Genomic DNA, 942 nt, shown 5'->3' on the forward strand with positions numbered 1-942 from the left:
CGGCCGAGTCCAAGGCCGCGCTGCGCGAGAGCGGGCTGCCCGCCGTGAGCAACGTGTCCGAGAAGGGCGGCTCGGCGGTCGCGGCCGCCGCCCTCAACGCCCTGCTGTACCAACCGATTTCCCCCGAGGAGACCCTGTGACCACCCCGCCCGCCCTGCTGATCGCCGGCCATGGCACCCGTGACGACGCCGGAGCCGAGGCGTTCCGTGCCTTCGTGCGGGAGTTGGGCCTGCGCCGTCCCGACCTGCCCGTCGCGGGCGGCTTCATCGAGCTGTCCCCGCCGCCGCTCGGCGACGCGGTGGCCGAGCTGGTGGAGCGGGGCGTACGCCGGTTCGCGGCCGTGCCGCTGATGCTGGTGTCCGCCGGACACGCCAAGGGCGACATTCCGGCCGCGCTGGCCCGTGAGAAGGAGCGGCACCCGGGCATCTCGTACACCTACGGGCGCCCGCTGGGTCCGCACCCGGCGCTGCTGAACGTGCTGGAGCGGCGCCTGGACGACGTGATCGGCGACCAGGACCGCGCGGAGGTGACCGTGCTGCTGGTCGGCCGCGGCTCCACCGACCCGGACGCCAACGCGGAGGTGTTCAAGGCGGCCCGGCTGCTGTGGGAGGGCCGGGGGTACGCCGGTGTGGAGACGGCGTTCGTGTCCCTCGCGGCGCCGGACGTGCCGAGCGGTCTGGACCGCTGTGTGGCGCTGGGGGCGCGGAAGATCGTCGTGCTCCCCTACTTCCTGTTCACCGGGATCCTCCCGGACCGGGTGCGGCGGCAGACCGAGGAGTGGGCGGCCGCGCACCCGGAGACGCCCGTGGCCTCGGCCGATGTCATCGGTCCCGAGCCGGAGTTGCTCGACCTGGTGCTCGAACGGTACGAGGAGGCCGTCAAGGGCGATCTGCGCATGAACTGCGACTCGTGCGTGTACCGGATCGCGCTGCCCGGCTTCGA

2 protein-coding genes are annotated in these 942 nt (G+C 73.5%); both read left to right on the plus strand.

Going from position 1 to position 942, the window contains the following annotated elements; translation table 11 throughout:
* On the plus strand, nt 1-140 hold a 140-nt coding region (locus tag CCN72_RS35545), incomplete at its 5' end, for a precorrin-8X methylmutase (RefSeq protein WP_208638186.1).
* On the plus strand, nt 137-942 hold an 806-nt coding region (locus tag CCN72_RS35550), incomplete at its 3' end, for a sirohydrochlorin chelatase (RefSeq protein WP_086812504.1). The genes CCN72_RS35545 and CCN72_RS35550, both read left to right, overlap by 4 nt.

The sequence above is a fragment of the Streptomyces murinus genome (assembly GCF_002154555.1).
Lineage (GTDB): Bacteria > Actinomycetota > Actinomycetes > Streptomycetales > Streptomycetaceae > Streptomyces > Streptomyces murinus.